The following is a 24,607-nucleotide window of genomic DNA, read 5'->3' on the forward strand; positions in this document are numbered from 1 at the left end:
CGCACGGGCGTCCGGCGCCTCAGACGGTGTGCCGGGTCCGCTCTGTTCCGGTTTCCTCTGTGCCTGAGTTGCCGGTGTTGCCTGAGGTGCCGGCGATTCCTTCCGTGCCGTCCGCCGGCGCAGCCCCGGCGGTGACGCCGGAGTCCGTGTCCGTGTCCGCGCCCTTGGACACGTCCGATGCCTTCTTCTTGCCAAGGCCGCGGCGCCGGCGCGTGGGCCACGTCAGGATGAGGGTGATCAGGGAAGCCAGCAGGACGAGGGCGCCGATGACGATCCCGGCGTCCATCCAGAACTGGCCCGGGAACAGCCGTATCAGGGTGTCCTGGAGCGAAAACGTCCAGGTCCCGTTGGCGAAGAAAATCCGGTGGAAATCGGTGAAGAACTGCTCCCAGCCGAGCATGGCGAGGGTTCCGAGACCGATGATGACCGCGAGGGTGACGATCGAGCCGGCGAACAGGCCGCGCCGGACTCCGCCTGTGTGTTTCCGCTTCAGGTAGATCACCGCAACCAGGCCCAGCAGGATCAGCAGCGTGCCGGCACCGAACGTCGACAGGATGACGGCCTTGACGTCGGCCATGTGACTGACCTCGCCGTCGCGGAACAGCCGCTCCCCGCTTTGGTCCACAAGGCCGCCGAGGTAGCGCGGGCCCGACCAGTTGCTGAGATAGTCCACGGCGTAGGAGCCGTAGGTCATGCGGTCATCGGTGCTGAAGCCGTAGCCGTCGCCGGGGAAGCCCGGACGGTTGTATTCGACCCAGAGGAACAAGGGGCTGGTCACGGCGCGGACGGCCAGCACCAGCAGGATAAGCGGGTAGAACACGGCCAGGAGCACCTGCATCACCCGCGGAAGGACCGGCTTGGTCCTGGCGGCCTGCTCGCGTTCGGCAGTGCGGCGCTCGGCATTGCGGCGTTCGAGATCGTCCTGCGCGGTAGAGGCATCCACCTGGCCTGCATCCTGCCGGGCAGCGTCCTGACCGGTGGCGGCCGCCTCGGCCGCCTTGCGGTCGGCCCGGCTTTCCGGCTGGCCCGCCGTGGACACGGCCGACGGCGCCGCCGTGCCCGCCGCTGGTGTGCCCGGCGCCGTCGTGCCCGCCGCTGCCGTTGTGCCCCTTGCCGTTGTGCCGGTTGCTGCTGCGCCGGCCTCTGGCGCGCCATGTTCCGTATGGGCCGCCGGAACGGCTGCGGACGCCGCGGCGGACCCGGCGGTGGACTTCGCCGTGGAATCGGGTGCGGGCTTGGCGGCCGGGGCCGGCTTCATCCAGTCGAACGCCGGCTCGTCGGTGTCGTCCGTCGGATCCAGGTGCGGATCCGGACGGTCGGGAGTGGTAGGACTTTTGTCAGTCACGTGGAGCTTCGCTTCCGTAGGCTTTCGTGCTGCCCGGCCTGCGCCCGGCTGCGCAACTTATCTGGCTCCGAGCCTACCGTCAGAGGATTAGGCTCGGCGAGGTGCCACCCCGTCAGTTGGCGTATTGGGCCCAAGGGATGTTCCAATCCCCGAATCCGTCGTCGAAGTTGGCGTAGTCCCCCTCGGTGTTCACCACTTGGACGACGTCGCCAGTGGTCATATTGTCAAAGACCCACTGCGCCCCGTCCGGGCCCAGGCCGATGCAGCCGTGCGAGAGGTTTGCCTTGCCCAGGTACGGCATTGCGGTGTCCGTGGCCTGGTGGATGAACTCCCCGCTCGGCGTCAGGCGCGTAGCGTAATTGACGTCAAGCTGGCCGTAGTAGGCCGGGTCCCCCGGCTTGAGCCCGATCGTGGAGGCATCCATGTGCTCCACGCGGTGCTTCTCCATGAACACCAGGAAGCCTCGGGCCGAGGGGAACCGTGTGTCGCCCATCGTCGCCGGCCACTGCCCCACCGGCTTGTCATTGATGCTCACCGAGAACGTATGCGCCTTGGCATCGGCCACGGCCACTTTCTTGTCCCCGATGTGGACGGTGACGGTCTTGTTGAAGTTGCCGACCTGCCCGTTCCCCAGTTCGACGCCAAACATCTTCATTTCCATGGTGATGGTGCTGTTCGCGGCCCAGAAAGCCTCAGGCCGGTACCGGACCGTGTTCTTGCTGAACCAGCGGAAATCGCCCTTCTGGCCGGACGTGGAGGTGATCTTGATGGCCTTCTCGACGGCGTCCCGGTTCAGGACCGGCTCGCTGAAGGTGATCTGCAGGGGCTGGGCCACGCCCACCTTCATCCCGTCCAGGGGGTAGATGGCGGCGTCGGCCTCGTTGGCGGTCGAGACGGTGGTGAACGTCCGTGTGCTGTGGGTCTGGCGCCCGGCGCCGTCCACCACGGAGTAGGTGTAGCTGTAACGGGTGTTGAACGCGAGGTCAGCGGACGAAGTCCAGGCCGCCCCGTCCGCGCTGAGGGTGCCGTCGACGGTGCCGCCGTCGGCGCTGGTGAGCGCCACACGGTCAATGCGGCCGTTGGTGACCTTGAGGGACACCGGTGCCGCCGGGTTGACCTGCTTGGCGTCATCGGCGGGTGTGACGGCGAGTTCAGCGGGGGCAACCACGGGGACTGCGAGTCCCGGCGTCGACCGGGCCGGGGATCCCGCCTCGGAGGAAATCGCGGACTGGGCCAGCCCCGGTGCCGCGGCGGCGAAGGCTCCGCCGCTGGCAGCCAGGGCGCAGACCACCCCCAGCAAGGCGATTTTGCGGCCGGTACTCCAGGTCTTCAGGGCCATCACAGGACCCGGGCGTTTCCACACGTCATCTTGCCAGCATATGCGAGTTACCTTGGAACCCCTGGCGGATTCGACCACGATCCGGTTACAAAAGGGCCCACAAAACGGTCACAAAAAAGGGCCCCGGACCTTCGTCCGGGACCCTTTGGAGGGTTCCTAGTAGCGGTAGTGGGTGGCCTTGTACGGCCCGGCCACCTCGACGTCCAGGTACTCGGCCTGCTCCTTGGACAACTCGGTCAGCTCCACGTCGAGGGCGCCCAGGTGCAGCCGGGCCACCTTTTCGTCGAGGATCTTCGGCAGCACGTAGACCTGCTTTTCGTATTCGCGCTGCCCCTCCGGCTGGCCGGCCTTCGTGAACAGTTCAATCTGGGCGATCGTCTGGTTGGCGAAGGAGTTGCTCATGACGAACGAGGGGTGTCCGGTGGCGTTGCCGAGGTTCAGCAGGCGGCCCTCGGAGAGGACGATGATGGAGCGACTGCCCTTTCCCGTGTCGGGGTCTGAGTCGAAGACCCACTCGTGGACCTGCGGCTTGATCTCGACCTTCTTGATGCCGGGGACGCGGGCCAGCCCGGCCATGTCGATCTCGTTGTCGAAGTGGCCGATGTTGCCCACGATCGCCTTGTCACGCATGCCGGCCATGTGCTCGGCCATGATGACGTCCTTGTTGCCGGTGGTGGTGATGAAGATGTGGCCCTCGCTGAGGACGGATTCGAGCTTCGCCACCTGGTAGCCGTCCATGGCCGCCTGGAGCGCGCAGATCGGGTCGATTTCGGTGACGATCACCCGCGATCCCTGGCCGCGGAAGGCCTCCGCGGCGCCCTTGCCGACGTCGCCGTAACCGCAGACGACGGCGACCTTGCCGCCCATCAGGACGTCCGTGGCGCGGTTGATGCCGTCGGGCAGGGAGTGGCGGATGCCGTACTTGTTGTCGAACTTGCTCTTGGTGACGGAGTCGTTGACGTTGATCGCCGGGAACAGCAGCTTGCCCTGCTCCGCGAGCTGGTACAGGCGGTGCACGCCGGTGGTAGTTTCCTCGGTGACGCCGAGCAGGAGCGCGCCGATGCGGGTCCACTTCTGCGGGTCGGCCTGGAGAGAGGCGCGCAGCACATCGAGGAAGACCCGGCCTTCCTCGGACTCGTCCTCTGCGGCGGCGGGAACGGCACCGGCGGCCTCGAATTCGACACCCTTATGCACCAGCATGGTGGCGTCGCCGCCGTCGTCCAGGATCATGTTCGGACCGAGCTCGGGGTTGGCGTCGGCGCCGGGCCAGGTGAGGATCTGCTTGGCCGTCCACCAGTATTCCTCCAGCGTCTCGCCCTTCCAGGCGAAGACGGGGACACCCTGCGGGTTCTCGACGGTGCCGTTGCCGACCACCACGGCGGCCGCGGCCTCATCCTGGGTGGAGAAGATGTTGCAGGAGGCCCAGCGGACCTCGGCGCCGAGCGCCGTCAGGGTCTCGATCAGCACGGCGGTCTGGACCGTCATGTGCAGCGAGCCGGCGATGCGGGCACCCTTGAGCGGCTGGCTGGCGCCGAACTCCTCGCGCAGGGACATGAGTCCGGGCATCTCGTGCTCGGCGAGGCGGATCTGGTGGCGGCCCGCCTCGGCCAGGGAAATGTCCGCAATCTTGTAATCGAAAGTCATCTGAATCCTTTGTCGTGGCCGGTGGCTTGGCATCTCTGGAGCTGGGTAATTCCTGCTGGTTCTGGGGCTAAGCAGTCATTCGCTGCCGGGGGCGTCCGCGATGGGTGTCCGGCGGGTTTTGGTGGGCGCGCGTTATTCCGCCGCGTGGCGCGGCGCCGTGCCGTGCTGACCGGCGTCGTGCTGACCGGCGTCGTGCTGGTCGGCGGGGGCCGCCGCGGCGGCGGGCAGGAGTTCCGGTGGCAGCAGCAGCGGGATGCCGTCCTCGATCCGGTACCGCAGCTTGTTCCCGGATTCATCCGCCGTGACGGCGACAAGTTCCTCGCCCTCCTGGACCAGGGCGGAGCCGGTGACGGGGCATCGCAGGACAGACAACAGTTCGGGACTGAGCTTGGGCATGGTGAACGCTCCCTGGTGGGCGCCGGGAAAGGGCGCCGGTGGCTGACGGCTTTTTGCAGTTTCCACCCTACCGCCAGTTGGCCGGCTACGAAGGTTCGCGCAGGACCCGCAGATGCCCGCGCCGGGTGCCCTCGGCCGGGGCCGGTGCTTCCAGGGCCGGGTGCAGGCTGCGCTGCCCCTTCGCCGGTTCCGCCGCGGCAGGACGGGAGGCCGCCTCGCGGACTGCGTTGGCGAGGGCCAGGAGGTCGTCGGGGCCTGGACCGGCCGGTGTGGCCGGCATGGCCAGCCGCATGACTTCCCAGCCGCGAGGGACGGTGAGCGAGTCGGCGTGCTGTTCGCACAAGTCGTAGCAGTGCGGTTCTGCGTACGTGGCGAGCGGGCCCAGGACGGCCGTGGAGTCGGCGTATACGTACGTCAAAGTGGCCACCGCAGAGTTGCGGCAGGCAGACCTCGAACAAAGACGAATTGCACCCACGACATCACAGACTACTCTCCCTCGGGGCGGGGCCCCGCATTGAAACGCTGGTGTTTGTTCCGCGGCGGTGTGGCGGCGGATCGCCGGCTGGCACTTGTCGCGTAAATCATTGCGCGGGTTTAGAGTCAAGATATGCAGTCATCGCACCACGATTCGGGATTTACGGTCCGGTTGGCTGACCCCGACGCCGGCCGTGCAGGCGCCGGCTACGGCCCCGCCGGGGCGCCCCTGACGGGGCCGTCCACCGCTGTCCAGGGAAAGAACTTCCGGCAGCGCCGCAGGAACCGGCATGGCCGGGGGCTTCGCGGCGAGCTCATGCTCCCCACGCTGCCGGGCTACCGGACCCGTTCCGACCGTTTCGATGACTTTGTCCTGGACTCGGCCCAGCGGCTTCACGATATCTGGGGCAAACCCCTAGACGGGGTCCGCTTCGCTGTTGACGAGATCCCTCCGGGCCTGGAACAGCTCGTGGCGGACCGCGCGCCCGCGCCGATGGGCGCCTTCACCCCAGCGACGGCCGAGGACGGACCGGTCATCACGCTATACCGCCGGGTGGTGGAGCAGGCGTGCGGGACCCGGGACGAACTCCAGGACCTGGTCCATGACGTCGTGGTGGAATACACGGCCGAGATGCTCGGCGTGCCTCCCGAGTCCCTGGACCCGGTCTACCGCCGGCGGTACTAGCCGGCCCGCGCTCCGGCCTATGGAGTTGGTTCAGTACCCCAGAGTGACGGGGACCTTCTGTTCTCCTGCCGCTTCCGGGGCCACGGCCACCGTGGAAATATCCTGCCCGCCGTCGCGGCCCAGGAGCAGCGCACCGTAGGCAGGGTCCCCGGCGGCGGACACCACGTAGCCCACCAGCGGGGAGCCGCCCACGTCCGCGGGGATCTTGATGGCCACGGTGGTTCCGCCGGCAATATCAGCGGTGGCGGCGGCACGGATCTTGCCGTCCGCCGTGATGGGTGTGTACGAGACGCTTGCTTTGCCCTCGGGTGCGCCGAAGACGAGCTGCCGGTCGCCCGTGCCGGGAACGGCGACGATGTGCTGGCTTCCCAGCCGGGCCGAGGCAGCGGAAAACGCGATGTCCGCTGCGTCCTCGGGCTTCAGCCCCTGCGTGAGCCGGGCGGTGGCCGCAAAGGACACATCCGAGCTCGCCGCCACTGTGTAGGTCCCGGCCGGGACCCCGGCCAGCGAAACTTCCGTGACCGCGCCGGCTTTCGCCGTGACCACGCCCCCGCCGGGCAGGGCCTTCTGGCCGTCGCGCCCGTACAACTTAACTTCGACGACGGCGTCGGCGGCTCCGGGCACGGCGATTTCCAGGGCCGGTCCAGCATCCGCGAAGCCTGGCTTCGCCGTGAGCGTGGCCAGGGCGGCCGGATCCTGGATCTGCAGACCGGACGCCACCTGGCCGACAGACGGGGCGGTGCCGGGGGTGATGAAGTCGACGCCCCCGGGCGTGAGGCCACGGAGCACGCTTTGCTGGATGACGGCAGCCACCGGGCCGCCGGTGCTGCGGACCCGCACACCGAGCCGTTCCTGTCCCGGCGCGAGCCCGGCCAGGACGATGGCGCGGGTACTGCCGGGCGCCACGAGCAGGCCGCGGCTTCCGGGTGCCTGGATGGGGCCCTCGGAGCCAAAGAGATCCAGGCTCACGGTCGCGGGCGTGCTGGAGGCATTGGTGAGGTTCAGGACTGCGGACCGGCCCAGGGCCGTGGTGGCGCCGACCAGCCAGAGATCGTTGCCGGGCTGCTGGCAGGCGGCGGCCGCGGAGCCCTGGAGGTCCCCGTCCTCGGCCGTGTAGCTCAGGACAGCGCCGGCCGCTGCCTGGTGGTTGTCCTGGGCACCTGCGCTCAGGACGCTGATGTTGTCCACCTGGCGCTGGGACACGACGCCGGCAAGCAGTACCGGGGTGCGGACCGCGGGCGCGGGGGTGGATCCAGCAACGGCGCCCTGGGCGATCTCGGCAAGCGGGGCGCCCTTGAGTGGGGCCAGCCGGCTGCCGGGAACGACCCCCGCGCTTGAGCCGAGCACGGCGGCGCTGACGGCGGTCTTCGCGGTGCCGGAGTCCGGGCTGAACTGGGGGTCGGTGCCCACGGGGGTGCCTTCGAGCAGCCGGGCCGGGCCCGGACAGACTCCGACGCTGCTGCCGGCCGGCACCGCGGCAACGGGAGCCTCAAGTTGTCGGCTGGCGGTGCTTTGGGGTGCCAGCGAGGCCGCCGAGACGAGGCCTGCGCCCGCTGCAACGAGTGCGACGGCGGAGAGGACTCCCCCGATCACCCCGCCCCGCGGCACGCCCTTCTTCCGCTGCTTCGCAACGGCTGAGGTCCCACCGGCTGAGGGGTTACCGGCGTCGGACGCTTCTGCGGTCGCGGTGGTTCCCGGGGCCGCATCGTCAGGATCCATGGTGTTTGGGTTGCCGTTCTTGCCCTTAGACATGCTGATGTTCCTTACGCAGGGAGGCTTCGTCCCTGGACAGGCCGGCGTTGGACCGGCGGGCAGGCATGGGCACGGCCAGCAGGACGGTCAGGCCAATCACTACGGCCTGCGCGATTCCGGTAAGAACGGCCCAAGGCGCTTCGTAGCGGATGCTCAGCTGGCCGCCTTGGGCGGGCAGCGTAAAGGCCTGGGCCCATCCCGAGGTCGTGGAGGTCAGGCGGCGGCCGTCGAGCCAGGCACTCCAGCCCGGATCAGCCCGGTCGGCGAGAACCACCAGGCGGCCCTCGGGGCCGGCCGGGACGGTGCCGGCCGCGGAGAAGTCCTCTGACGGGAGCAGGCCGATAGTGGCGCCGGCGCCGTCCACCACGCGGACCCGGTGCGCGACGTCGGAGGCCTTGACGCCTGGCCCCTCTTGCGGGCTGACCCGCCAAAGCCAGCCGGTGCCTGTCTGCCCGACGGCGACAAGCCCGGGGACGGCGTCCATGCGGCTGGCCGTCAGCTCGGAGGCCGAATCTGCCACCCGGAGCACGACAAATCCGACGCCGAGCCGTTCGAGGTCTCCCCGCGGGTCCACGCCTTGGCCCGCCACAATGGCGGCCACTACGTTCCGGAGCGATGAGGCGACGGCGTCGTCGTCGCGGACGGTCTCGTGGCCCGGTTCCCCCATGATGCCGCGCGCCGCGGCGATGGTGGACAGGGCGTCCAGGGTGGTGCCGGCGCCGCGCATGAGTGAGGCGTCGAAGCTTCCGTCTTCGTTGCTGGAGATCAGCAGCGTCCTGGATTGTTCCGGCCCCTCGCCGCGGTCAACTGCCGTGGCGGGGAGGGTACGGGCCTGGGCCGATTGAACGAGCCTCGGGGTCCCGAGACCGGCCGGCCGGCCGGCGGGTGCCGATGGCTGTGACGGGGCGGGTGACATCGCGGTGGGCTGCAGCAGGTTTTGCGCGGTCCACATGGTGAATCCGGCCAGCGGGGCGGCCAGCAGCAGGGTCAGGGCTGCCGCGGCCGTGCCGCGGATCAGGACCTTGCGTGCCAGCCCGGTGCCGGCCGACCGGCTGGCGGCGTCCAGGAGTCCTTCGGCCGCGATGAGGGCCGCGCCGAGGAGCGCGAAGGTGGCCGCCGAAACGGCGGGGCCGGGGAACGGCGTCACCAGGACGTCGGCGCTGGCGCCGGAGGCGACGTGCCCGGCGAGCCAGCCGCCGGCCAGCATCAGGACGGCCACGGCCCACAGGCAGCGTGCCGTCCAGGTGCGTCCCGCCAGGACAAGCCTGCGCGGCATGAAAAGTGCGGTGAGGGCCAGGAGCAGCACCGGCAGCCCGAACAACAGGGCCAGCAGCAATGCCCACGGCAGTCCCGCCAGCCCGGTCGCGCCCGCGGCGGACCCGGCGAAGGCGCTGAGTCCGGTCAGTCCCCCGCCGGCGTCGAAACTGAGCGGCTGGCCCAGGGCCTGCTGCCACAGCGGGGCGGCGTCGAATCCGATCGGAAGGCCGGGGTCGGCCAGGAGTGCCCGCGGCCGGTCCAGGACAGAGAAGGCGAACGGCAGGAACAATGCCAGGCTCGGCAGCAGCGCCCACCAGACCGTGCGGCCGCGGCGGCCCAAAAGCAGGCCGCACAGGGCAACGACGACGACCGCTGGCGCCAGCAGCGACGGCGCCGCCGCAGTGACCACGGCCAGCGCGAGGCCTGCGGCGGCCGCAGCCGTCCACGACGGCGTTCCGTTGACGCCGGGGCGGGCGGCGGGCGGGGGCGTGAGCCGTCCCTGCCCCGGGGCCGGGGCGGCATGGACGCCGTGGCCTGTCGCCGTGCCGGTCGCCCGGAGCAGTGCAAGGACCACAACCGGGATCATGACATGGGCAAGTAAGGCGCCCAGCCGGCCCTGGTTGAGGGACACCTGGAGGGCCGGCGCCCCGGCCCACACGAGGGCGGCCGCCAGGCGCAGGCTCCTGCGCGTGGTCAGGGCGCCCGCAGCGAACCAGGCGCCCAGTGCGGACAGCGGCATCGCAAGGATCAGCAGCCAGCCAACTGCGCCGTTGGCATCACCGGCACCGAGCACGCCGAGCACCCACAGGACGTAGCCGAAGGGGTCGCCGTGGCCAGGAAGGCCCGCGCCGAGGCTGATCCACCAGGTGGAGGCATGGTTCCAGATTTCGGAGAGGCGCAGTGAGACCGGGATCAGTGCGCCGCCGGAAACTGCCGGGGCCCGGAACAGGCTGAGCAGTCCCGTCAGGGAGACCGCCAGGGTGAAGACGATGGCCAGCACGGCGCCGTTGCCCACCCAGCCGCGGTCCGGGGTGGCGATGGCGGCGAAGTCGTCGGTGTCGCCGGTGGGTTGCTCTGCCAGCTGGTCGGCGCCCGCGGGCCCGGGGCCGAAGTCGTCTGCGCCGAGCGCCTCGATCAGGGAGCGCCGGTGCGCCCAGACCTCGCGGCGCGGCGTCTGCAGGCCCTTCATGACGGAGCGCCGGATCCTGCGGGTGCGCGCGGCGTTGCGCCGTCCGCGGATCACCGCGGCCGGGCGGCCCAGCGCGCCAAAGGTGGCCAGCAGTTGGGAGAACCCGTGGCCCGGGTCCTTGACTGCGATGCTCAGGACGAGTTTGAAAAGGCTGCCCAGGAGGGCGCCGACAGCGTGCAGCGGGACCTTCCAGGCTGACGCGTGCTTGAGCCGCAGGTGGACCTGCGCCTTGCGCGCGGCGGAGGCGTTGCCCAGTCCGTGGGGACGGTGCGAGACGTGGAACATTTTCGCGCTCGGGACCACCACCACGCGGTGCCCGGCGAGGCGGTTGCGCCAGCAGAAGTCGACGTCGTCGCCGCTTCCGGGAAGGGCCGGATCAAAACCCCGGAGTTCCTCCCAGATGTCGCGGCGGACCAGCATGCCGGCGGAATTGACGGCAAACGTATCGCTGCGGCCGTCGTACTGGCCCTGGTCGAGCTCATCGGCGTCGATCAGGGTCAGCCGCTCGGCCCAGCGGCTGGTCGAGAGGCCGACGTCCATCAGCCGCCGCTCAGCGTGCCAGTCCAGCTGCTTGCAGCCCGCGACCGTGACGGACGGTGCGCGCTCGACCGCGTGGAGGAGTTCCGCGAGGGCCTCCGGTGCCGGCGCGGCATCGTCGTGAAGCAGCCAGATCCAGTCGGCGCCCGGCGCGGCAGCTTCGGCCCCGGGCGCGGGCCACGGCGCCAGTGCCTTGAGCCCGGCCATGACTGCGCCGCCGAAACCGGACTTGGGCTGGTCAAAGACTGTGACGTTGGCCTTGCCCAATCCCTGTTCGAGGAGGGCTGTGGAGTGATCACGGGAGCCGGTGTCGACCCCAATGACGGCATCGACGGGCCTGGTCTGGGCCGCCAGCGCCGCGAGGGTCCTGGGGAGAAAATCACCGCCGTCGTGTGAGACCACGACGGCGGTGACCCGTACTTCTTGAAGAATTAGACTGCTCGCTTCCTAAGCCGGCGCCGCTCGCGCTCGGAGAGGCCTCCCCAGATCCCGAAACGCTCATCGTTAGACAAGGCGTATTCGAGGCACTGGGAACGCACGTTGCAGGCGCCGCAAACTTTCTTGGCGTCGCGGGTTGAGCCGCCCTTTTCAGGGAAGAAGGCTTCGGGATCCGTCTGGGCGCACAGGGCGTCGGTCTGCCAGCCGAGCTCGCCCTCGTCGTCAAAGTCCTGCCGGGACGGCAGCCCGATCCAGACCGGCTGCGCGGTGGTACCGGAATCGGGAGAATGGAGCTCCATCGGCGGGTCGAGGGGATCGGCTTCATGATCCGGGCCGGCGAGCAGTTCATCGTGCGCCGCAAGGAAGGCCGTGGCCGCGTCCTGCAGGGAATCCTGGCTGTGTTCGTTATAGCGATCAGCTGCGTCCGGATCGGCCGGATCTACATACCAGTCACTCGGCACGCCGCGTGACCGGTATTTCGCCGTGGCCTGGCCGGCAACTACGGCATCTTCATGGATACGCTCTGCTAGCCCCATGGCGTCCCCCTCCTGATTTGCAGCCACTGCAAGACCCCCTTGGCGCTCGGTTGAGTGCCGGTTTATGCGCAGTGGCTTTAGATAACTAATTACACGCGTGTAAGTATCCGGGAGTCAAGCCACGGCGGAGATAATAATCAACTTGATACACAAAGTGCAGGCACGCCACGCCCGAATTTTTTTCGCGCCGCCCGCGGGATCACGCGGAATAATCAGGCTACTGAGCACTTTTGGGGGTTTTCATTGAATTTACGGGAAATTCCCAGCACTCCCGGACCGGGGGCGCGGGAGGTCAGAAGCCGCCGCTATGACGGACGTCACATCGCGGCCGGCCGAATGGCCCGTGGCAAGATGAAGGCATGAGCATTCCGGCAATCGAACTGATGACAGCGCTGCGGTCCGGCCAGTCCACCTCGCCCCGGCTGACCTGGTATGGCCCGGATTCGGAGCGCGTTGAGCTCTCCGGACGGGTGCTGGACAACTGGGTGGCCAAGACTTCCAACCTCCTGCAGGACGAACTCGACGCCGAACCCGGCACGCGGCTGCGCCTGGACCTGCCCGCACATTGGAAGTCGGTGATCCTGGCCCTGGCGGCCTGGCAGCTGGGCATGGAAGTGGTCTTCGACGACGGGGAGGCGGACCTGTTGGCCACCGCGGACCCGGGTCCCGGCGCCGCAGCGGGCGGATTCGACGCCGTCCTGGCCGTGTCGCTGCCGGCGCTGGCCATGCGATGGACAGGCGAGCTGCCCACCGGCGTCCTCGATTACGCCGCGGAGGTCCGCTCCCACGGAGACATCTTCATGCCCCATCTCGATCCGGAAGCAGATCGCCTCGCCGTCCGCACCTCGGACGGCACGGTCCACGCGCACGGCGCGCTCCTGGACGATTTTGCCGCGGCCCGCGATACCGCGATACGGCTACTCGTTCCCGCGGCAGGCGGCCTCGAAGCGGTCCTGGCGCAGTCGCTGGGAACCTGGAAGGCCGACGGTTCCGTCGTCCTGGTACACCCCGAGGTCGAGGTGACCGGCAAGCTGCGGGACGCCGAACGGATCAGCGGGACCTGAGCAGCTGGACTTGAGCAGCTGGGCTGAGCGTCAGGGCTGAGCGTCAGGGCTAAGCGTCAGACCGAGGGGCCGGGCAGCTCCGGATCCTTGACGGCTTCCCGGGCGACGCTGGCGTCAGCCCGGGCGTGCGGGTGCCGTTCGATGATCTCGTGGTCGTGCGAGAACTCCGGCTCTGCGTCGAGTTCCTGGTTGAACACCAGGAAGCGGTAGGCAAAGAAGCGGACCACCGTGGCGACCAGGATGCCGACGACCCCGGCCAGGAACAGCATGTTCTTGTCGGTAATGCCCATGCCGTACTTCGCGATGGCGGTGAGGCCGGTAGAGATGCCGATGCCGATCCCGTTGATGATGACGAACATCACGAACTCGCGCAGCACGTTGGCCTGACGGCGGTGCCGGAAGGTCCAAAAACGGTTCGCAATCCACGAGAACACAGTGGCAACACTGGCCCCGAAGAAGCGGGCCTTGGCCTCACTGTCCGTCATGGGACCGTGCATCAGGTAAAACGTCAGGCCGTTGTCGATGACGAACGCGATGCCGCCAACGGCGCCGAATTTGGCCACTTCGCGCCAAAACAGCGAGGCCAGCCCGCGCATGCGCTCATTAAGTGCAGTAATCATGACCCTCCATGGCCTTTTGGAACTGTCGGCCATTGGGCCAAACTGCCATTTTAGCGCCGTTTCCCGGGAGTTTGCCCGCGCGGGACCGTGAGATGGCTCGCTGCGCACCCGACGCCGGGCGGCGCCCGGGCGGGCACGGAACCGCCAAAACGGCGCTGTTCCTGCGGTCCCCACGCCCAAAAGCCGGGTTCCGGTGAGGTTTTCGGTAGGCTGGGACTTGTGACTTTTCCTGTAATCGGTGTTGTTGGCGGCGGCCAACTTGCCCGCATGATGGCCCCTGCCGCGACCGCACTCGGCTTCGAGCTCCGTGTCCTAGCCGAAGGCGAGGACGTCTCCGCTGTCTCTGCCGTGGCCAAGGCCCCGGTCGGTGACTACAAGGACCTGGAGCACCTGCTTGAGTTCTCCCGCGGCCTGGACGTCCTGACCTTCGACCACGAACACGTCCCCACGGAGCACCTGCGCTCCCTGATCGGCGCCGGCGTGAACGTCCACCCGGGCCCGGATGCGCTGGTCAACGCCCAGGACAAGCTTGTGATGCGCGCCGCGATCGACCGGCTCGAGCTGCCCAACCCCACGTGGGCCGCCGTCGCCAATGTCTCGGACCTCGTCGCCTTCGGCGAACAGACCGGCTGGCCGGTGGTTTTGAAGATGCCCCGCGGCGGCTACGACGGCAAGGGCGTGCGGATCGTGTCCTCGGCCGAGGACGCCGCCGCCTCCGCTGACTGGTTCGAGGCCATGTCTACCCTGCTGGCCGAAGCCAAGGTCGAATTCAGCCGGGAGCTCTCGGCCATGGTGGCAAGGACCCCGGACGGTGAATCACGGGCCTGGCCGGTGGTGCACACCATCCAGGTGGACGGGGTGTGCGATGAAGTGATTGCCCCCGCCCTGGACATTCCCCTCGATGTGGCCGCGGCCGCCGAGAACGCGGCGGTCCGGATTGCCAACGAGCTCGGCGTGACAGGTGTCATGGCCGTCGAACTCTTCGAGACCCCGGGCGTGGGTGCGGGCTTCCTGATCAATGAGCTCGCCATGCGCCCGCACAACACGGGGCACTGGACCCAGGACGGCTCGGTGACGAGCCAGTTCGAGCAGCACCTGCGGGCCATCCTGAACCTGCCCCTGGGCGCCACGGACCTCCTGGGGCCCGTCGTCGTGATGAAGAACTTCCTGGGCGGCGCCAACGAAGACCTCTATTCCGCCTACCCCGCCGCCCTCGCGAGCGAACCGGCCGCGAAGGTGCACTGCTACGGCAAGGCCGTCCGGCCCGGCCGGAAGATCGGCCACGTCAACCTGGTGGGGACCTCAGCGGCCGACGTCGACTCCGTGCGGCAGCGGGCTACTGCCGTGGCCGACATCATCCGGAACGGCCGGGCCCACGCCGGCTCGATGCCGGCAACCCCCGAGGAGAGCGCATGAGCACCGCACCGAGCAGCGCACCGAGCAGCGAAGGAACCCCGATCGTAGGCCTCGTCATGGGCTCGGACTCGGACTGGCCGGTCATGGAGGCCGCCGCCGAAGCCCTCGCGGAGTTCGGGATCCCGTTCGAGGCCGACGTCGTCTCGGCCCACCGGATGCCCACGGAGATGATCCGCTACGGCCAGAGCGCCCACGAGCGCGGCCTTCGCCTCATCATCGCCGGAGCCGGCGGCGCCGCGCACCTTCCCGGCATGCTCGCCTCGGTCACCCCGCTGCCCGTGATCGGCGTCCCCGTGCCGCTGAAGACCCTGGACGGCATGGACTCCCTGCTGTCCATCGTGCAGATGCCCGCCGGTGTACCTGTCGCCACCGTCTCGATCGGCGGGGCGCGCAATGCCGGGCTCCTGGCCGTGCGCATGCTGGCCTCGGGCACGGACGAACTCGCCGTCCAGCTCCGCGCCGACCTCCTGGACTTCGCCCAGGAACTCAACGACGCCGCGACCCGGAAGGGTGCGAGCCTGCGCCAGAAGGTCAGCGAAGTGTTTGCCGAAGGAAACGTCTCCACGCGCAGCAGCCAAAATCCCAGCAGCCAAAAAGGCAGCCATTAGGAATCCCGGCATGAGCAACAGCTACGCCCCCACGCACCGCCCTGAGGGCACCGGGGAGTCCGGGCGGGCACCGGGCAACCCGCTCCGGCACCCGACCGGCGCCCCGGCCCCGGTGCTGACCAAACGGGCGTTCGTCCTGATCTTCATGACGCTGCTGGTTCCCGGCAGCGCCCAGATCGTCGCGGGCAAGCGCCGGCTCGGCCGGGCGGCGCTCCGCGTGACCCTCATCGTTTGGGCGCTGGCCCTGCTGGCCGTGCTGCTCCTGCTCGTGTCCCGTTCCACCCTGATCAACATCCTGGCCGGCCCGGTTCCCTCGCTTCTGCTGGTGCTCGGCCTCGCCTTCCTGGCCATCGGCTGGGCGGCCCTGTTCCTGAACACCCTGCGGCTGATCCGGCCCGGGCTGCTCACCCCCAGGATCCGGCCCGTGGTGGTGCTGGCGCTCGTGCTGGCCATGATCCTCAGCAGCGGGTCCCTGGGCTACGCGGCCTACCTGCTCAACGTCAGCCGCGACGCCATCGGCAGCATCTTCTCCGGCTCCGGCCCCACCCTGGAGCCCTCCGACGGCCGCTACAACTTCCTGATGATGGGCGGCGACGCCGGAGCGGACCGCACGGGCCGCCGGCCGGACAGCCTCTCGGTGATCAGCGTCGATGCCAAGACCGGCACCACGGCGATCATCTCCGTTCCCCGCAACCTCCAGAATGCCCAGTTCAGCGCGGAATCCCCGATGCGCCAGGTGTACCCGGACGGCTACAACTGCGGCGACGAATGCCTGATCAACGCCATCAACACCGAGGTCACCAATGAGCACAAGGACCTCTACCCCGGAGTGGCTGACCCGGGCGCGCAGGCAACCCTCGAGGCCGTCTCCGGAACGCTGGGCATCAAGGTCCAGGCGTACGTGCTGGTGGACATGGACGGTTTTTCCAAGCTCATCGACGCCATGGGCGGCATCCGGATCAAGGCCGGCGGGTGGGTCCCCATCAGCGGACCGATGGTGGATGAAGCCCACGGCATCCACGGCATGCCGGACGGCTGGATTCCAGCCGGCGACCAGACCCTCGACGGTTTCCATGCCCTCTGGTACGGCCGGTCCCGGGAATTCGTGGACGACTACGCCCGCATCCAGCGCCAACAGTGCGTCCAGCAGGCGATGCTGAAGCAGCTCGACCCGGCAACCCTGCTGGCCAAGTTTGAGGACATCGCCAAGGCCGGCACCAAGGTGGTCGAATCGAACATCTCCTCCGGCCAGCTCGGCAGTTTCGTGGACCTGGCCATGAAGGCCAAGGGCCAGGACGTCAGCCGCCTGACCATCGGTCCGCCCGATTTCGATGCGTCCTTCTCCACGTCCCCGGACTTCGACGTCATCCACGCGCGGGTGGCCAAACTGCTGGCCAGCCCCTCAAGCGGCGCGGCTGGGGACTCTTCTGTCGATGACACAGTGGTGCAGCCTGGAACGGGAGCGGGCCCGCTGTCCGCGGCCGGAGCCGTGCCGGCCACCGCGCCCTCGCCGTCGCCGTCGACGTCGGACTTCACCCCGGTGACCACCACCCCGGACGGGGAGCCGATCACCGAGGAGATGCTCAACCAGTTCAAGCGCAATGGCGACGAACAGTCCATCCGCGACCTCGTCGCCACCAACGGGCAGTGCGCGCCGCTCTAGGGCCACCAGCCGGCCTGACCGCATTTCATTGACGAGACAGTTCATTCCAAAGACAGGGACCCGTCCATGTACGAACTTGAGAACGTCCTCAGGCCCTATGCCTGGGGCTCCCCGACGGCCATCGCCGAGTTGTTGGGCCGGCCGGCCTCCGGAGGTCCCGAAGCGGAGCTGTGGATCGGCGCCCACCCGGACTCGCCCTCCGTCGCCCTGACACTGCCGGCCGGCACCGGGCGGCATGCGCCCGAAACGCACGACGGCGGACGGCTCGCCCTGGATGCCCTGATCGCCGAGGATCCGGAGCATTGCCTGGGCAGCGCAAGCGTGGACGCTTTCGGGCCGCGCCTGCCGTTCCTGCTCAAGGTCCTCGCGGCCGAGGCGCCGTTGTCCCTGCAGGTGCACCCGACGCTCGAGCAGGCCCGCGAGGGTTTCGCCCGGGAGGAGGCCGCGGGCGTGGACGCCGCCGCACCGGAACGCAACTACAAGGATGCCTTCCACAAGCCGGAAATGATCTTCGCGCTGACCCCGTTCGAGGCCCTCTGCGGTTTCCGGCCGGCAGCCGCTTCCCGTGCTGTCTTCGAGCACCTGGCGGCCTGCTTCGACCTCGCCGGGCTGGAGCTGCCGCCGCTTGTTCCGCTGCTGCTCGAAGACCTGGCGCAGCCGGACGAACCGGCCGCCCTGCGCGCCGCCTTCGAACGGCTCATCGCCGGCGGCGGGGACGTCTCCGGCGCCACCGCGGCGATCGTGGCGGCCCTCGTCTCCGGCGCCCCGATGGGAGCATACGTGGCGGAGCTGACCACCGTCGCGGACCTCAACCGGGACTACCCCGGCGACCCTGGTGTCCTGATCTCGTTGCTGCTGAACCGGATCTCGCTGGCGCCGGGCGAGGCGGTCTACCTGCCCGCCGGAAATGTCCATGCCTACCTGCACGGCCTCGGGATCGAGGTCATGGCGTCATCGGACAACGTGCTGCGCGGCGGGCTCACGCCGAAATTCGTGGACGTGCCGGAACTGCTCAACACGGTGGCATTCGAGGCCGTCGCCGTGCCGATGCTCCGCGCCGAAACCACCATGCTGGGCCAGGACCTCTTCCGGCCGCCGTTCCGGGAATTCCAGCTGCAGCGCCTTGAATTGGCGCCCGGCGCCGAGCCCGTCCCGCTGGCGCAGTCCGGTGCCGCCGTAGTCATCGTCACGGCCGGATCCGTCCGCCTCGACTCCCCGAAGGGCGAGCTGCGGCTCGGACGCGGCGCCAGCGCCTTCCTGCCCGCCGCCGAGGCCCCGGTCAACGTCCACGCAGTCTCCGGCGCCACCGGCATCGCCGTGGCCTTTGCCGTCACCACCGCATTGGAAGCCTGACACCATGGATTATTTCCTGCAGAGCCCGCAATGGGCAAAGTTCCAGCGCGCGCTGGGGCGCACGGTCCACGAACAGTCCGGCCCCGGATGGCGCTTCCTGGCGGTCGAGGAATCCAACCCGGCCGGGAAACTGCTGTACTCCCCCTACGGCCCGGTCGCCGAGTCGCTGGCAGCGTTCGACGCCGCCATTGCGGCCCTGACGGACCTCGCCCGGGCCAGCGGGGCTGTGTTTGTCCGGGTTGAACCGGTCACCGCGGGGTTCACTGCCGCCGAAGCACACTCCGTCCTGCGCGGGCGCGGCCTGCAGCCGGCTCCGGTCAGCAATCAGCCGGAGCACAGCTGGATTGTGGACCTCGACCGCGATTTCAAGGACGTCCTCGCGGATATGAAGCCGGCGAACCGGAACCTCTACCGCAACATTCACAAGAAGGGCGTGACGTTCCGCTCCAGCCAGGATCCGGCGGAGATCAGTGTCCTCCTGGAGTTCCTCCACATGACGGCCGCCCGCAACGGCTTCAAGCCCCAAAGCGACGAATACCTGAGCCAGGTGGCCCGCTCGCTGATGCCGGCCGGCGCCGCGACGCTGTTCATCGCCGAGCTCGACGGCCATCCGATCGCCGCGGCCCTGGCCTACGATTCGGCCGACACCCGGACCTACGCCCACGCGGCGCTCGATGACACCCACCGCAAGCTCAGCGCAGGCATTCCCCTGCTGGTCACCCTGATCGCGGATGCCCAGGCGAAGGGCCTCAAGCACGTGGACTTGTGGGGTGTGGCGCCCGAGGACCAGCCCGACCACAAGTGGGCCGGGTTCACGGCTTTCAAGAAATCGTTCGGCGGGCGCGGGATCGCCTACCCCGGGACGTGGGACCTGCCGGTCCGGAAAGTCCGCTACGGCAGCTACCAGCTGGCCCGCAAGGGCGCCCAGTTCGCCAAGAAGTTGCGCGCCCGGTCCAAGGCCCTCACGAGCCGCTGACGGCGCAGCAGCGCCCGGGCCGCCGGAACCGGCTGCCCGGCGCTGCTAGCTGGCGGCGGTAATCGCGTGCCGCTGGGCGTCGTAGGCGCTGGCGACCATCTGGTCCACCGAATGCCGCATCTTCCAGTTCAGGTCGCGTGCCGCCAGCGTGCCGTCCGCCACGATCCGGTCCGGGTCCCCTGCCCGGCGCGGGCCGATCTCCGGTTCAAAGTCGATTCCGGTGACGTTGGCCATCGCCGTCATGATCTGGCGCACGGACAACCCGTCCCCTGATCCGAGGTTGTACACGCGCTCCAGCGGCTTGCCGGCGGCGAGGGCCTGGGCGGCGGCCACATGCGAGGTGGCCAGATCGGCCACGTGCACGTAGTCGCGTACGCAGGTTCCGTCCGGGGTGTTGTAGTCGACGCCGTTGATGCGCGGGGTCTGGCCCGCCGTGAGCGCGCGCAGCACGATCGGGAAGAGGTTGTGCGGGCTTGTGTCGTAGAGCTCCGGCGCGCCGGAGCCGACCACGTTGAAGTACCGCAGGGAGGTGTGCTTCAGGCCCCGGGCCCGGCCCTGGTCCCGGATCAGCCACTCGCCGATCAGCTTGCTCTCGCCGTAGGGAGATTCCGGGTTGGTGGGCGTGTCCTCGGTGACGATGTCACCGGTGGGCGTGCCGTAGGTGGCGGCGGAGGAGGAGAAAACCAGTTTGTCGACGCCGGCGAGCTCCATGGCCTTGAGCAGCTCGGCGGTGCCCGTAACGTTCTGTTCGTACGTCAGCAGCGGCTCCTGGACGGAGACCCCGGCGTACTTGAAACCGGCCAGGTGGATCACGCCGGTCACCGAGTGCTTGCGCAACGTGTCGGCCACGAGCTCGGCGTCGAGGATGCTGCCGTGGATGAACGGCACATCGGCGGGCACAAACTCGCGGTGTCCGCTGGAGAGGGAATCAATCACCACCGGCTGGATCCGGGCACCGCGCAAGGCGGAAACCACATGAGAACCGATATATCCTGCACCGCCAGTTACGAGCCACGTCATGGCTCCACCCTATCTAATCCGTTGGGCGCTGCGCGTACCGCGGCACTGGACACGGCATCAGGCATCGGGATTAAGACGACGAATCCCGGGACGCGGAGGCGGCCCGGGATTCGCTGTGCAGTTCAGTGGTGCGGGTGCTAGCTCTTGCGGGCGTAGCCCTCCCACTTGCTGGCCTGGTGCTCGCCGTCGACAAAGCGGATGGTGCCGGACTTGGAGCGCATCACGATGGACTGGGTGAGGACCTTGTCCTTGGAGTAGCGGACACCCCGGAGGAGGTCACCGTCCGTGATGCCGGTGGCGGCGAAGTAGCAGTTGTCGCTGGAGACGAGGTCGTTGGTCGAGAGCACGCGCTCCAGATCGTGGCCGGCGTCGATCGCCTTCTGCTTCTCTTCGTCGCTCGTGGGCCACAGCCGGCCCTGGATGACGCCGCCGAGGGACTTGATGGCGCAGGCGGCGACGATGCCCTCCGGGGTTCCGCCGATGCCCATCAGGGCGTCCACGCCGGTGCCGGCGCGCGCGGCGGCGATGGCCCCTGCGACGTCGCCGTCCATGATGAACTTCGTGCGGGCGCCGGCTTCGCGGATTTCCTCGACAAGGGGGCGGTGCCGGTCGCGGTCCAGGATCATGACATTGAGCTGGTTGACCTTGACGCCCTTGGCCTTGGCGATCAGGTGCAGGTTCTGCTTGACCGGCAGGCGCAGGTCCACCATGTCGGCCGCTTCGGGGCCGGTGACCAGCTTCTCCATGTAGAACACGGCGGAGGGATCGAACATGGAGCCGCGTTCGGCCACGGCCAGCACGGCCAGGGCGTTGTTGATGCCCAGGGCGGTCAGGCGGGTTCCGTCGATGGGGTCGACGGCGACGTCACACTCGGGGCCGGTGCCGTCACCCACGCGCTCACCGTTGAACAGCATCGGGGCTTCGTCCTTCTCGCCCTCGCCGATGACCACGACGCCGTTGAAGTGGACGGTCTGCAGGAACGAGCGCATGGCATCCACGGCGGCGCCATCGGCCTTGTTCTTGTCGCCGAAGCCCACCCAGTGGCCACCGGCGATGGCCGCGGCCTCGGTGACGCGGACAAGTTCCAGTGCGAGGTTGCGGTCAGGCTCGTCGATCCCGACTGCGAGCGAGGGGGAAAGTGTGGAGTACTTCTGGGACATGGGCGCTGGTGTCACGTGAACCTCTTCTTCGAGTGGCGGTCGTTGAACCCGTACGGCCAGGATCGATCCGTCGCGGTGATTCGTCTGATATTGATCATAGTCGGGGCGGGCTCCTCAGGTCATGGGATGACCCGCGCGTGACGCACTTCACCTCCGGGCGGCCGGCAAGGCAGCGAATGTGAGATCGGACCGGACATGGGCGACTATAGAAGGGTGAGTGAAAAGCAGGACACCGCCCCCGCCGCCCCCGGTTCTCCGGCTGGCAGCGCCCCCGCAGCCGGCCCGGACGCTTCCGCGCAGCCTGCGGCGAAGCCCGTCATCGCCGCCGCGGCGGCCAAACGCGCCAACGCCTCCGTGATGGGCATGATCATCGCCCTGGTGGTGAGCATCGCCGCGTTCCTTCCGATCGTCCTCATGAACCCCTCGCCGAAGTCCGATGGCTACCGGCCGGACATCAACGTCAGCTCCATTGCGCACAACGCCACGGATGTGGCGGGATTCACACCCGTGACGGCCGATACCGGCGACACATTTCGTGCCAACTACGCCCGCTGGGAATCCGGCGCCGGCAGCGGCGTCCCGACCTGGGAGGTCGGTTACCTGACGCCCAAGGAGTCCTTCATTGGCCTCGTGCAGACCCGCCAGGCCAACCCGACCTGGCTCTTGCAGCAGACCAAGAACGCGCCCGTAACCGGAACCCGCAACGCCGGCGGCCGCGACTGGGAGCTGCGCGACACCGGCAAGGGCGAGAAGTCCATGGTGCTTTCCGATCGCGGCACCACCGTCATCCTGTCCGGATCCGCGACGCTGGATGAGTTCACCACCCTGGCGGCCGCCGTCGTGAAATCGCTGGAAAGCAACCCTCCCGCCGTGGCACCGTCCGGCACCGCGGCGCCCACACCGGGCGCAACAGTTTCCCCTTCGGCCAGCCCTTCACCGTAAAGTAGCCACGTGGCTACTTACCTGACACCCGAACTCGCCTGGCAGCGTCTCCGTGACGGCAACAAGCGCTTTGTCGCCGGCACGTCCTCACACCCCAACCAGGACGCGTCGAGGCGCTCGTCACTGGTAGAAAACCAGCACCCCTTCGCCGTCATCTTCGGCTGCTCCGACTCCCGCCTTGCCGCCGAGATCATCTTCGACCTCGGCCTCGGGGACGCCTTCGTCGTCCGCACCGCCGGCCAGGTGATCGACGACGCCGTGCTCGGCTCGCTGGAATACAGCGTCAGCGAACTGGACGTCCCGCTGATCGTCGTCCTGGGGCACGACCGTTGCGGCGCCGTCACCGCCACCAAGGCCGCCGTGGAAACCGGCCAGATGCCGGCGGGATTCATCCGCAGCCTGGTGGAGCGGATCACCCCGTCAGTGCTGACCTCGCTGCGTAACAATCAGACCGACATCAACGACATGGTGATCGAAAACGTCAAGCAGACCTCGCAGCGGCTGGTGGACAGCTCCCGGGTGATTTCGGGCGCCGTCGACAGCGGCCGCACCGCCGTGGTGGGCCTCGCCTACAGCCTTGCCGACGGCCGGGCCGACCTCGTCTCCAGCATCGGACGGCTCTAAACCCAGGCACCCGGCCCCTGTGGACAGATCCCGGTTTTCGATGGGACTCCCACTCCCAATAAGCTAGCCCCATGACTTCCACAGATGAGTTGAACACCGAAGAGTTCCGCATTGAACACGACACGATGGGCGAAGTCCGCGTTCCCGTGAACGCCCTGTACCGCGCGCAGACGCAGCGGGCAGTCGAGAACTTCCCGATCTCCGGCAAGACCCTGGAACGCGCCCACATCGAAGCCCTGGCACGGGTGAAGAAGGCCGCCGCCCAGGCGAACGCCGAACTGGGGGTGCTCGACGGCGAGCTCGCCCAGGCGATCGCCGACGCCGCCGACGAGGTTGCGGCCGGCAAGTACGACGGCGACTTCCCGATCGATGTCTTCCAGACCGGCTCCGGCACGTCCTCGAACATGAACACCAACGAGGTCCTCGCCGAGCTTGCCTCCCGCGCCCTCAAGGCCGGCGGCAGCGACAAGGTGGTCCACCCGAACGACCACGTCAACGCCTCGCAGTCCTCCAACGACGTCTTCCCGACCTCCGTGCACGTGGCCGCGACCTCCGCCCTGATCAACGACCTGATCCCGGCCCTCGGCTACCTGGCAGAGTCGCTGGAGCGCAAAGCCGTCGAGTTCAAGGACGTCGTGAAGTCCGGACGCACGCACCTCATGGACGCCACCCCCGTCACGCTGGGCCAGGAGTTCGGCGGCTACGCCGCGCAGGTCCGCTACGGCATCGAACGCATCAATGCCTCCCTCCCCCGCGTCGCCGAAGTACCCCTGGGCGGCACGGCCGTCGGCACCGGCATCAACACCCCGGCGGGATTCCCCGAACGCGTGATCGAACTCCTCGCCGCCGACACCGGCCTGCCGCTGACCGAGGCCCGCGACCACTTCGAGGCCCAGGCCAACCGTGACGGCCTGATCGAGGCCTCCAGCCAGCTGCGCAACATCGCGATCTCCTTCATGAAGATCAACAACGACCTGCGCTGGATGGGATCCGGGCCCAACACCGGCCTCGGCGAAATCGCCATCCCGGACCTGCAGCCGGGCTCCTCGATCATGCCCGGCAAGGTCAACCCGGTCATCTGCGAAGCCTCCATCATGGTGTGCGCCCAGGTCATCGGCAACGACACCGCCATCGCCTGGTCCGGCACCAACGGCGCGTTCGAACTCAATGTCGGCATCCCCGTCATGGCCGCCAACCTGCTCGAGTCCGTGCGCCTGCTGGCCAACACCAGCCGCGTCATGGCCGACAAGATGATCGACGGCATCACCGCGAACGTCGAACGTGCCCGCTTCCTGGCCGAGGCCTCGCCGTCCATCGTGACCCCGCTGAACAAGTTCATCGGCTACGAGAACGCCGCCAAGATCGCCAAGAAGGCCGTGGCCGAGGGCCTGACCATCCGAGAAACCGTCGTGGCCATGGGCTTCCTGGAGCGCGGCGAACTGACCGAGGAGCAGCTGGACACAGCCCTGGACGTCATGTCCATGACGCGTCCGCCGCACAAGGCCTAGCAGCACACCCGGCCCGGGAACGGGTCACACCGGCAACCAGCGACGGCGGCCGGCGCCTTCC

At 68.6% G+C, this 24,607-nt stretch carries 21 protein-coding genes; 10 read left to right on the forward strand and 11 right to left on the reverse strand.

Annotated elements, in window-relative coordinates; all coding sequences use genetic code 11:
- Positions 1-19: 19 nt before the first annotated feature.
- The 5 genes from AC1DEY_RS09105 to AC1DEY_RS09125 all read right to left on the reverse strand — a co-directional run bounded on the left by AC1DEY_RS09105 (position 20) and on the right by AC1DEY_RS09125 (position 5,199).
- Positions 20-1,345, reverse strand: coding sequence for a TIGR01906 family membrane protein (locus AC1DEY_RS09105; protein WP_476867659.1), 1,326 nt, complete (start codon positions 1,343-1,345; stop codon positions 20-22).
- Between the two features lie 112 nt (positions 1,346-1,457).
- A complete protein-coding gene (locus tag AC1DEY_RS09110) occupies positions 1,458-2,684 on the reverse strand; it encodes a L,D-transpeptidase (RefSeq protein ID WP_476867660.1) in 1,227 nt (408 codons plus the stop codon).
- 156 nt (positions 2,685-2,840) lie between these two features.
- On the reverse strand, positions 2,841-4,328 hold the full coding sequence (gene ahcY, locus AC1DEY_RS09115) for an adenosylhomocysteinase (RefSeq protein ID WP_476867661.1): 1,488 nt from the start codon (positions 4,326-4,328) through the stop codon (positions 2,841-2,843).
- A gap of 132 nt (positions 4,329-4,460) precedes the next feature.
- Positions 4,461-4,724, reverse strand: coding sequence for a Trm112 family protein (locus AC1DEY_RS09120; protein ID WP_476867662.1), 264 nt, complete (start codon positions 4,722-4,724; stop codon positions 4,461-4,463).
- 85 nt (positions 4,725-4,809) lie between these two features.
- Positions 4,810-5,199: a DUF3499 domain-containing protein gene (locus AC1DEY_RS09125; protein WP_441410315.1), complete on the reverse strand. Its 390-nt coding sequence runs from the start codon at positions 5,197-5,199 to the stop codon at positions 4,810-4,812.
- A 132-nt stretch (positions 5,200-5,331) separates the two neighbouring features.
- On the opposite strand from AC1DEY_RS09125, the gene AC1DEY_RS09130 reads away from it, so the two are divergent.
- Positions 5,332-5,883, forward strand: a complete 552-nt coding sequence (locus tag AC1DEY_RS09130) for a metallopeptidase family protein (protein WP_476867663.1) — start codon at positions 5,332-5,334, stop codon at positions 5,881-5,883.
- Positions 5,884-5,913: 30 nt separating this feature from the next.
- Here the strand turns inward: AC1DEY_RS09130 and AC1DEY_RS09135 are convergent, their stop codons facing one another.
- Genes AC1DEY_RS09135 through AC1DEY_RS09145 form a run of 3 tightly spaced genes read right to left on the reverse strand, consistent with a single transcriptional unit; the run spans position 5,914 to position 11,592 of the window.
- Entirely contained in the window at positions 5,914-7,635 is a 1,722-nt protein-coding gene (locus AC1DEY_RS09135) for a DUF5719 family protein (protein WP_476867664.1), read from the reverse strand.
- The gene (locus tag AC1DEY_RS09140; protein WP_476867665.1) at positions 7,628-11,020 is read right to left on the reverse strand and encodes a glycosyltransferase; all 3,393 of its coding nucleotides are present in this window, start codon (positions 11,018-11,020) and stop codon (positions 7,628-7,630) included. Before AC1DEY_RS09140 ends, AC1DEY_RS09135 begins: the two co-directional genes overlap by 8 nt.
- A 29-nt stretch (positions 11,021-11,049) precedes the next feature.
- Entirely contained in the window at positions 11,050-11,592 is a 543-nt protein-coding gene (locus AC1DEY_RS09145) for a WhiB family transcriptional regulator (protein WP_476867709.1), read from the reverse strand.
- A 359-nt stretch (positions 11,593-11,951) separates the two neighbouring features.
- On the opposite strand from AC1DEY_RS09145, the gene AC1DEY_RS09150 reads away from it, so the two are divergent.
- Positions 11,952-12,656, forward strand: a complete 705-nt coding sequence (locus tag AC1DEY_RS09150; protein WP_476867666.1) for a TIGR03089 family protein — start codon at positions 11,952-11,954, stop codon at positions 12,654-12,656.
- A gap of 56 nt (positions 12,657-12,712) precedes the next feature.
- Here AC1DEY_RS09150 and AC1DEY_RS09155 read toward each other — a convergent pair whose 3' ends face one another.
- Positions 12,713-13,276, reverse strand: coding sequence for a GtrA family protein (locus tag AC1DEY_RS09155; RefSeq protein WP_476867667.1), 564 nt, complete (start codon positions 13,274-13,276; stop codon positions 12,713-12,715).
- Between the two features lie 267 nt (positions 13,277-13,543).
- On the opposite strand from AC1DEY_RS09155, the gene AC1DEY_RS09160 reads away from it, so the two are divergent.
- From AC1DEY_RS09160 to AC1DEY_RS09180, 5 genes are all read left to right on the forward strand, one after another.
- Positions 13,544-14,692, forward strand: coding sequence for a 5-(carboxyamino)imidazole ribonucleotide synthase (locus AC1DEY_RS09160; protein ID WP_476867710.1), 1,149 nt, complete (start codon positions 13,544-13,546; stop codon positions 14,690-14,692).
- Positions 14,689-15,300 carry a 5-(carboxyamino)imidazole ribonucleotide mutase gene (purE, locus tag AC1DEY_RS09165; RefSeq protein ID WP_476867668.1) on the forward strand — a complete coding sequence of 204 codons (612 nt, stop codon included), beginning with the start codon at positions 14,689-14,691 and terminating at the stop codon, positions 15,298-15,300. The genes AC1DEY_RS09160 and purE overlap by 4 nt, the downstream gene beginning before the upstream one ends.
- Before the next feature lie 10 nt (positions 15,301-15,310).
- Positions 15,311-16,963 carry an LCP family protein gene (locus AC1DEY_RS09170; protein ID WP_476867669.1) on the forward strand — a complete coding sequence of 551 codons (1,653 nt, stop codon included), beginning with the start codon at positions 15,311-15,313 and terminating at the stop codon, positions 16,961-16,963.
- A gap of 66 nt (positions 16,964-17,029) precedes the next feature.
- Positions 17,030-18,316: a mannose-6-phosphate isomerase, class I gene (gene manA / locus AC1DEY_RS09175; protein ID WP_476867670.1), complete on the forward strand. Its 1,287-nt coding sequence runs from the start codon at positions 17,030-17,032 to the stop codon at positions 18,314-18,316.
- A 4-nt stretch (positions 18,317-18,320) separates the two neighbouring features.
- Complete coding sequence (locus AC1DEY_RS09180) at positions 18,321-19,292, forward strand: lipid II:glycine glycyltransferase FemX (RefSeq protein ID WP_476867671.1); 972 nt, start codon at positions 18,321-18,323, stop codon at positions 19,290-19,292.
- A gap of 45 nt (positions 19,293-19,337) precedes the next feature.
- Here AC1DEY_RS09180 and galE read toward each other — a convergent pair whose 3' ends face one another.
- Both galE and glpX read right to left on the reverse strand, forming a co-directional pair.
- The gene (gene galE, locus AC1DEY_RS09185; RefSeq protein WP_476867672.1) at positions 19,338-20,312 is read right to left on the reverse strand and encodes a UDP-glucose 4-epimerase GalE; all 975 of its coding nucleotides are present in this window, start codon (positions 20,310-20,312) and stop codon (positions 19,338-19,340) included.
- A gap of 137 nt (positions 20,313-20,449) precedes the next feature.
- Positions 20,450-21,472 (reverse strand): class II fructose-bisphosphatase, encoded by a 1,023-nt coding sequence (glpX, locus tag AC1DEY_RS09190; protein ID WP_441410341.1) that lies wholly within the window; start codon positions 21,470-21,472, stop codon positions 20,450-20,452.
- A gap of 195 nt (positions 21,473-21,667) precedes the next feature.
- Between glpX and AC1DEY_RS09195 the strand changes: the two genes are divergently transcribed.
- The 3 genes from AC1DEY_RS09195 (at position 21,668) to AC1DEY_RS09205 (ending at position 24,546) form a co-directional block, all read left to right on the forward strand.
- Positions 21,668-22,414 (forward strand): DUF4245 domain-containing protein, encoded by a 747-nt coding sequence (locus AC1DEY_RS09195; RefSeq protein ID WP_476867673.1) that lies wholly within the window; start codon positions 21,668-21,670, stop codon positions 22,412-22,414.
- A 9-nt stretch (positions 22,415-22,423) separates the two neighbouring features.
- A complete protein-coding gene (locus AC1DEY_RS09200) occupies positions 22,424-23,038 on the forward strand; it encodes a carbonic anhydrase (protein WP_441410302.1) in 615 nt (204 codons plus the stop codon).
- Positions 23,039-23,109: 71 nt separating this feature from the next.
- Positions 23,110-24,546 carry a class II fumarate hydratase gene (locus AC1DEY_RS09205; protein ID WP_476867674.1) on the forward strand — a complete coding sequence of 479 codons (1,437 nt, stop codon included), beginning with the start codon at positions 23,110-23,112 and terminating at the stop codon, positions 24,544-24,546.
- Positions 24,547-24,607 lie beyond the last annotated feature (61 nt).

It is taken from the genome of Arthrobacter sp. 05T47 (genome assembly GCF_056395825.1).